Origin of the sequence: Chitinophaga sp., assembly GCF_036566945.1 — a bacterium.
Lineage (GTDB): Bacteria > Bacteroidota > Bacteroidia > Chitinophagales > Chitinophagaceae > Chitinophaga.
The window spans coordinates 1-7,136 of the sequence record NZ_DATCVJ010000335.1; the positions used below are offsets into that span (position 1 = coordinate 1).

Annotated in this window: 8 protein-coding genes; 2 read left to right on the forward strand and 6 right to left on the reverse strand. The window is 43.7% G+C overall.

Annotation, left to right across the window (positions count from 1 at the left end; translation table 11 throughout):
- Positions 1–264: 264 nt before the first annotated feature.
- The 4 genes from VIP81_RS09935 to VIP81_RS09950 all read right to left on the reverse strand — a co-directional run bounded on the left by VIP81_RS09935 (position 265) and on the right by VIP81_RS09950 (position 3,231).
- Positions 265–876 (reverse strand): fumarylacetoacetate hydrolase family protein, encoded by a 612-nt coding sequence (locus tag VIP81_RS09935; RefSeq protein WP_331959262.1) that lies wholly within the window; start codon positions 874–876, stop codon positions 265–267.
- 58 nt (positions 877–934) lie between these two features.
- Positions 935–1,510 carry an aminoacyl-tRNA hydrolase gene (pth, locus tag VIP81_RS09940; RefSeq protein ID WP_331959266.1) on the reverse strand — a complete coding sequence of 192 codons (576 nt, stop codon included), beginning with the start codon at positions 1,508–1,510 and terminating at the stop codon, positions 935–937.
- A gap of 124 nt (positions 1,511–1,634) precedes the next feature.
- Positions 1,635–2,225, reverse strand: a complete 591-nt coding sequence (locus VIP81_RS09945) for a 50S ribosomal protein L25 (protein WP_331959269.1) — start codon at positions 2,223–2,225, stop codon at positions 1,635–1,637.
- 37 nt (positions 2,226–2,262) lie between these two features.
- Complete coding sequence (locus tag VIP81_RS09950; protein ID WP_331959271.1) at positions 2,263–3,231, reverse strand: ribose-phosphate pyrophosphokinase; 969 nt, start codon at positions 3,229–3,231, stop codon at positions 2,263–2,265.
- 327 nt (positions 3,232–3,558) lie between these two features.
- On the opposite strand from VIP81_RS09950, the gene radC reads away from it, so the two are divergent.
- Together radC and VIP81_RS09960 are read left to right on the forward strand one after the other, a co-directional pair.
- Entirely contained in the window at positions 3,559–4,266 is a 708-nt protein-coding gene (radC, locus tag VIP81_RS09955; protein ID WP_331959273.1) for a RadC family protein, read from the forward strand.
- Between the two features lie 46 nt (positions 4,267–4,312).
- Complete coding sequence (locus tag VIP81_RS09960) at positions 4,313–5,299, forward strand: Gfo/Idh/MocA family oxidoreductase (RefSeq protein WP_331959277.1); 987 nt, start codon at positions 4,313–4,315, stop codon at positions 5,297–5,299.
- A 99-nt stretch (positions 5,300–5,398) separates the two neighbouring features.
- Here VIP81_RS09960 and VIP81_RS09965 read toward each other — a convergent pair whose 3' ends face one another.
- Complete coding sequence (locus VIP81_RS09965) at positions 5,399–6,076, reverse strand: 2-C-methyl-D-erythritol 4-phosphate cytidylyltransferase (protein ID WP_331959282.1); 678 nt, start codon at positions 6,074–6,076, stop codon at positions 5,399–5,401.
- A 78-nt stretch (positions 6,077–6,154) separates the two neighbouring features.
- Positions 6,155–7,136, reverse strand: a 982-nt coding sequence (gene queA, locus VIP81_RS09970; protein WP_331959286.1) for a tRNA preQ1(34) S-adenosylmethionine ribosyltransferase-isomerase QueA, incomplete at its 5' end; no start/stop codon positions are given.

Consider the following 7,136-nt stretch of genomic DNA (forward strand, 5'->3'; position numbering starts at 1 on the left):
GACCAGAATTTTGGATACCATATATGCCAATGTTCCCTAAACTAGTTGCGCGGACAACGTTTTAGAAAAAGTACCCGTTTAAAGCTGTAGTAGTTGATTGAATTCCTTTTCAAAAATTCCGAAGAAAGAATTTTCATGCTCCGGTGTTTTCCATTGATTGTGCCAGTGATAGGTATAACATTGGAATGGGCGGGCATGAATATATTTACATCGGCGTCGACATTGCTCCGATGGGCTACTTCCATTTTACAACAGTGATAACGGTTACTTTACAGAGAACTCGAGCAGGCTGTCGTTTTCTATAAAGGCTTCAAAGGCATCTCCAATTTCAGTAGGACCTACACCGGCAGGTGTTCCGGTAAAGATCAGGTCACCGATATTCAGGGTAAAGAAGCGGGAAATATAAGCTACCAGGAAATCAAAAGAAAAAAGGAGGTCCTGTGTATTGCCTGATTGCGCCAGTTCTTTATTTTTATACAGCACGAAATTAATATCCTTCTTATCCATTTCCGGCGTAATAGGGATGAAATTACCTACCACTGCAGAGTTATCAAAAGCTTTGGCTATTTCCCAGGGTAATCCCTTTGCTTTTTGCTTGTCCTGCAGATCACGGGCGGTAAAGTCGATTCCTACGGAAATATGATCGTAATATTTATCTGCAAACTTTTCCTGTATATGTTTACCATTCTTGCTCACTCTCAATACAAGTTCACATTCGTAATGCAGGTTGCTGGTAAATTCGGGATAATAAAAGGGGTGGCCATTCTGAAGCAGTGCATTCTTAGGTTTCATGAACAATACCGGTTCAGTAGGCACTTCATTTTTTAATTCCTTGGCATGGTCGGCATAGTTCCTGCCTACGCAAATAATTTTCATAATGCGTTTTGTTTTTAAAGATAAAAAAACTGCTAGGTATCAGCTATACAAATATACGTTACAACAGGAAAGTGAGTTTGTTACATTCATTCATTGTACGGGCAATACCAATGCTGGCAAAATTCTCTATAATTTCGGTGCTTTTATTAATCTTTTCCAGCACAACAGGTTCCTCGGTGTTTTTCCATTTACTGAGTACAAATTCCACTTGCCGGCCTTTGGGATAATTGTTACCTACGCCAAAGCGCAGGCGGGGATATTGATTGGTCCCCAATGATTCCTGTATGCTTTTAAGGCCATTGTGACCGGCATCGCTGCCACCGGGACGAAGTCTGATCACATCCAGCGGAAGGGCCAGGTCATCGAGGATCACCAGCAGGTTTTCTACCGGGATCTTTTCCTTATCAATCCAGTATTTGATGGCTCTGCCACTAAGGTTCATGTAAGTAGTAGGCTTTATAACAATAAAAGTTTTGCCTTTCCACTTGCATTCCGCCACATCTGCGAGGCGATCGTTATTGAAGACTGCCTTATGTTTGGCAGCAAAAGCATCTGCCACATCAAACCCGATGTTATGGCGGGTATGTTTGTATTCGTCTCCTATATTGCCTAATCCTGCAATTAAGTATTTCATTTCAGAGAAATTACGAATTCCGGATCAGAAATTACAATTTTCCATCTACCCACAAATCCGTCATTCTAAATTAAAAAGCCCCTCTACAAGTAGAGAGGCTTTTTTGAAAAATATTTCTAAAAGATTATTTCTTTTTAGCGTCTTTTTCAGCAGTTGCTTCTTCCTGACGCAGCTGACGGGTCATTACCACAGAAGCGATAGGAATACGTGGAGAGTTGGTAACTTCAATACCTTCAATTTTCACGTCTTCAACACGGATGTTCGCGTTCAGTTCCAGGTTATCGATGTTAACTTCGATATTTTCTACCAGGTGCTTAGGTAAAGCTTTTACTTTCAGTGCTTTCAGTTTGCTAACCAGTTTACCACCGGCTTTAACACCTACAGAAGAACCTACCAGTTTGATAGGAATGGTAACGGCTACCTGTTTGTCTTCTACCAGCTCCATGAAATCGATGTGAGCAAGAGAATCAGTAACTACGTCAAACTGCATATCTTTCAATACGCATCTGTAAGTTTTAGCGCCCAGTTTAATTTCTGCAATCTGGAAAGCTGCAGTGTAAACCAGTGTTTTGAATGCTTTGGCAGGAGCTGAAAAATTAACAGTTTCTGCACCCCCGTAAATAACGCAAGGCACTTTTTCCTCAGAACGGATCTGGCGGGTGGCTTTTTTGCCGAATTCGCTCCTGAGTTGTCCTTCGATGGTTATTGTGTTCATTGTTTAGACAATTTATATTGATGATTAAAATACGTTATCAATCTCCCCGACGATGGCTGTGAATAAACAGACTGGTGATGGATTTGTTTTCGTGCATGTTACGGATCGCTACCGCAAAAAGCTCTGCTACTGAAATCACCTTGATCTTGGAATCCGGCCCCTGTGGTTTGATAGGAATAGTATCACATACCACTATCTCCTGCAGGACTGAGTTCTGGATATTTTCGTACGCATTCCCGCTAAATACCGGGTGAGTACAAAATGCACGTACACTTCTGGCGCCTTTTTCCATTAACAGGTTAGCGGCTTTGGAAAGTGTTCCTGCAGTATCACAGATGTCGTCTATTAGCACGATATCCCTGCCTTTCACATCCCCGATCACTACCATAGATGCAATTTCGTTGGCACGCTTACGATGTTTGTCGCAAATAACCATCTCTGCATTAAAGTAAGACGCCACCTCACGCACCCTATTGGTGCTACCTACGTCAGGGGACGCAAAGGTAAGATTTTCTAACTTTAAATTCTCTATATAAGGAATAAAAATCGCGGAGCTATCCAGGTGGTCTACCGGGATATCAAAGAACCCTTGAATCTGAGGAGCATGTAAATCCATGGTTATCACCCTGTTAGCACCTGCAGAGGTCAGCAGATTTGCTACCAGTTTAGAGCCGATAGCCACACGTGGCTTATCTTTTCTGTCCTGACGGGCATAGCCGAAATAAGGGATTACTGCTGTAATATAGCCAGCGGAAGCACGTTTGGCGGCATCGATCATCAGTAGGAGCTCCAGCAGATTATCTGAGGGAGCACTGGTACCCTGAATCAGGAAAACATAGTCGCCACGGATACTTTCCAGGAATACAGGCTGGATCTCGCCATCACTGAATTTCTGGATTTTTACTTTGCCAAGACCGCCATTAAGACCCTTGCCATATTTCTTGGCAATTTTCTCGGCCAATGCCGGATTGCTGTTGCCTGTGAAAATTTTTACTGAAGGTTGCATACTAGATACTAGTGGAAAAGAGGTTGCAAAACTATGATTTTTGGGAGTACCAGCCTGATTTTTTTTAAAATACAAATCACATAGTTATTAAAAAATAACTATAACTAATTTTGTATCAAATGATTCGGAAAGGTAAAGGCTCCCGAAAAATTCCCATAACGATCGGTATCGAATATACTGAAGAATTACGAATTAGGAATTACGAATTACGGATTAGTGGACAGATAGTAAACGCGGATAGCACTCGCTATGATCTGCTCACAAATCCGTAATTCGTAATTCCTAATTCGTAATTCTTTTCTTATATTCGGGTAAATGGAATAAGTCATGTTTGTTAACGTTGAACCAGCTCCCCACCTGGCCATACGCCATTGGCCCGATAACGAAAAGCCCAGAGAAAAGTTAATCAACACCGGCGCTGCGGCACTTAGCGACGCAGAATTGCTGGCCATTTTACTGCATACCGGACATAAAAGTAAATCGGCCCTGGAACTGGCCACAGAAATCCTGCGCCTGGCACATAATAACCTGTCAGAACTCGGCAAAATAAATGTCAAACAACTGCAAAAGCTCCGTGGTATGGGCCACGCCAAAGCGGTAACCGTTTTAGCCGCCATGGAACTGGCCCGCAGAAGACAGGCAGGTTCCATTCATAAAAAAACCGTCATCAATAACGGCCTGGATGCGGCCATGTTCTTCAAGCCTTTACTGGCAGACCAATGCCATGAAACATTTTATGTCATGTTCCTCAATCATGCCAATAAAGTGCTTCGTTACCGCTGTATGAGTAGCGGCGGCATGACCAGCACTGTAGTAGATCCCCGCATCATTTTCCGGGAAGCCCTGGATGCCAATGCCACCAAGCTACTCCTCTGCCACAATCATCCCTCCGGCAGCCTGCGCCCCAGCCAGGCCGATATCCGCATTACCCACAAAATAAAAGACGTTGGACTCCTCTTCGATATTGATGTAATGGACCATATCATTGTTTCCGAAACCGGCTACTGCAGCCTTGTGGAAGAAGGGATGATTTGAGATGATGATATTTGTTTACTTTCGCACATATTTATTCATTTTCCATATGCTCAAAATAGGACTCTTCGGCGTAGGACATTTAGGTAAGATACACCTCTCTCAACTGGCCACCATGAAAGACGTAGAAGTTGTAGGCTTCTATGATCCAAGCAACGCAAACGCAGCCAGCATCTCCGAGCAATATAATATTCCGCGCTTTACCGTGGCGGAAGAACTGATACAGATCGTAGATGCCATCGACATCGTGGCGCCTACCACCCTGCACTTCAAATTATGTGAACAAGCCATCCGGAATGGCAAACACATATTCGTGGAAAAACCCATGACCAACACTATGGAAGAAGCTAAAACACTGGTAAAACTGGTGGATGAAGCCAATATAAAATTCCAGGTGGGACATGTGGAAAGATTCAACCCGGCCTTCCTGGCACTCCGGGGATATGATCTTAAACCCATGTTCATTGAAGTGCATCGCCTGGCCGAATTTAACCCGCGTGGTACCGATGTAAGCGTTATCCTCGATCTGATGATCCATGATATCGACATCATACTCAGCATCGTGAAATCGACCGTAAGCCGCATTTCTGCCAGCGGTGTAGCCGTTATGAGCGACACCCCGGATATTGCCAACGTTCGCATCGAATTCCATAATGGTTGCGTGGCTAATCTCACTTCCAGCCGTATTTCCCTGAAGAAGATGCGCAAAATGCGCCTCTTCCAGAAAGATGCATACATCGGCATCGACTTCCTCGATAAAAAAGCGGAGATTATCAAACTGAAAACACCGGAAGACGAAGGCTTATTCACCCTCGATATCGAAACCAACAATGGCAAAAAAACCATTGCGATCGATAATCCGGAAATCAAACAATCCAATGCCATTCGCATGGAACTGGAAATGTTCCGCGACAGCATCCTGCAAAATAAACCAGTAGTCGTAAATGCGATTGATGGCCTGCAGGCAATGGATGTAGCACACCAGATTTTAGCGAAAATAAATAAAGGCCTGTCCGAAACAGCCGCCGCCAAATAATTTCAATGTAACAAAAGCCGCTGTCCGCCCCTGTTTTCAAATAGTCACCAACACAAATGAAATGAATACGATTTGTGCTGACAGCGGCTTTGATGATTGTTATCCCCTATCCTTCAGCAACGCCTCAGCAATAGTAAGGTCCAGCGGTTTTGTAATTTTGATATTAGACTCCTCTCCTGCCAACAGGTACACGGGATGTCCCAGTCGCTCCACTACCGTAGCTTCATCCGTAAATAACGGATCATAAGGCAGTTCAAAAGCAGGCAGAATCAATTCAGAAAGGAAAGTTTGCGGGGTTTGAATGATTTTGAAACGATCGCGGTCCACCGCAGCATTAGCGCCAGCGGTAATCTCCCGGATACTATCTTTCATATCAATAACAGGAATAGCACTGCCATGGCTGAGGGCAGCTTCATAACAGGCACGGATCAACGTAGTAGATACCAGTGGTCGCACCCCATCGTGTATAAACACTACAGACGGCTCCGTTACCTGCTGTAAACCATTTTTCACAGAATGAAAACGGGTATCTCCCCCTTTTACAATAGTGATAGCAGGCAATTGCTCAAAGGCCAGCAGCAAATGATTGGCAAAAGTGAAATGGGCTTCCGGCAGTACCAGTACAATTTCCATATCCGGAAAAGCAGCGGCAAAGGCGGCAATAGTGTGGTATAGTACGGGTTTCCCTGACAGGTCCAGGAACTGTTTCGGAACAGCACTCTGCATCCGGGTACCGGAACCTCCGGCTACGATGATGGCTACTTTTTTATATTCCATATAAAAAAGAATTACGAATTACAAATGTCAAACTACGGGAGGTAATTTGACATTCGTAATTCGTAATCCATAATTTTTTTAAACGATCAGCATGGCATCACCATAACTGAAGAAACGGTATTTTTCTTTGATCGCCTGCTGATAAGCTTCCATGATCAGATCATATCCGGCAAATGCACAGGTCATGATCAATAAACTGGTCTTAGGCAGGTGGAAGTTAGTTACCAATGCATTTGGAATAGCAAATTCGTAAGGCGGATGAATGAACGTGTTTGTCCATCCTTCAGCAGCCTTCAGGTGGTTTTGCGCAGTAACAGAAGATTCTACGGCACGTACAGAAGTAGTACCAATAGCGCAGATTCTGCGGTTTTCTTCTTTCGCTTTGTTTACCACTTTCACTGCGTGTTCTTCAATGTGATAATATTCCGCATCCATTTTGTGTTTGCTCAGGTCTTCTACCTCAATTGGGCGGAAAGTACCCAAACCAGTGTGCAGCGTTACTTCTGCAAACTTAACACCTTTGATTTCCAAACGCTTGATCAACTCGCGGCTGAAGTGCAAACCTGCAGTAGGCGCAGCTACAGCTCCTTCATACTTGGCATACACGGTCTGATAACGCTCCTTATCTTCATCTTCCGGCTTACGTTTAATATACTTAGGCAACGGAGTTTCTCCCAGCTGATCTAACACCTGTTTGAATTCTTCGTCATTACCCTCAAATAAGAAACGAATAGTACGGCCTCTGGAAGTGGTGTTATCAATTACCTCTGCCACCAACGTCTCGTCATCGCCAAAATACAATTTGTTACCTACACGGATTTTACGCGCCGGGTCAACAATTACATCCCACAAACGATTTTGCTTGTTCAGCTCACGCAGCAGAAATACCTCAATTTTTGCTCCTGTTTTCTCTTTACGACCATACAACCGGGCAGGAAATACCTTGGTATTGTTCACAATCATAACATCCTTGTCATTAAAATAACCGAGGATGTCCTTGAATACTTTGTGCTCAATTTTACCGGTATTACGATGTACCACCATTAAACGTGATTCATCT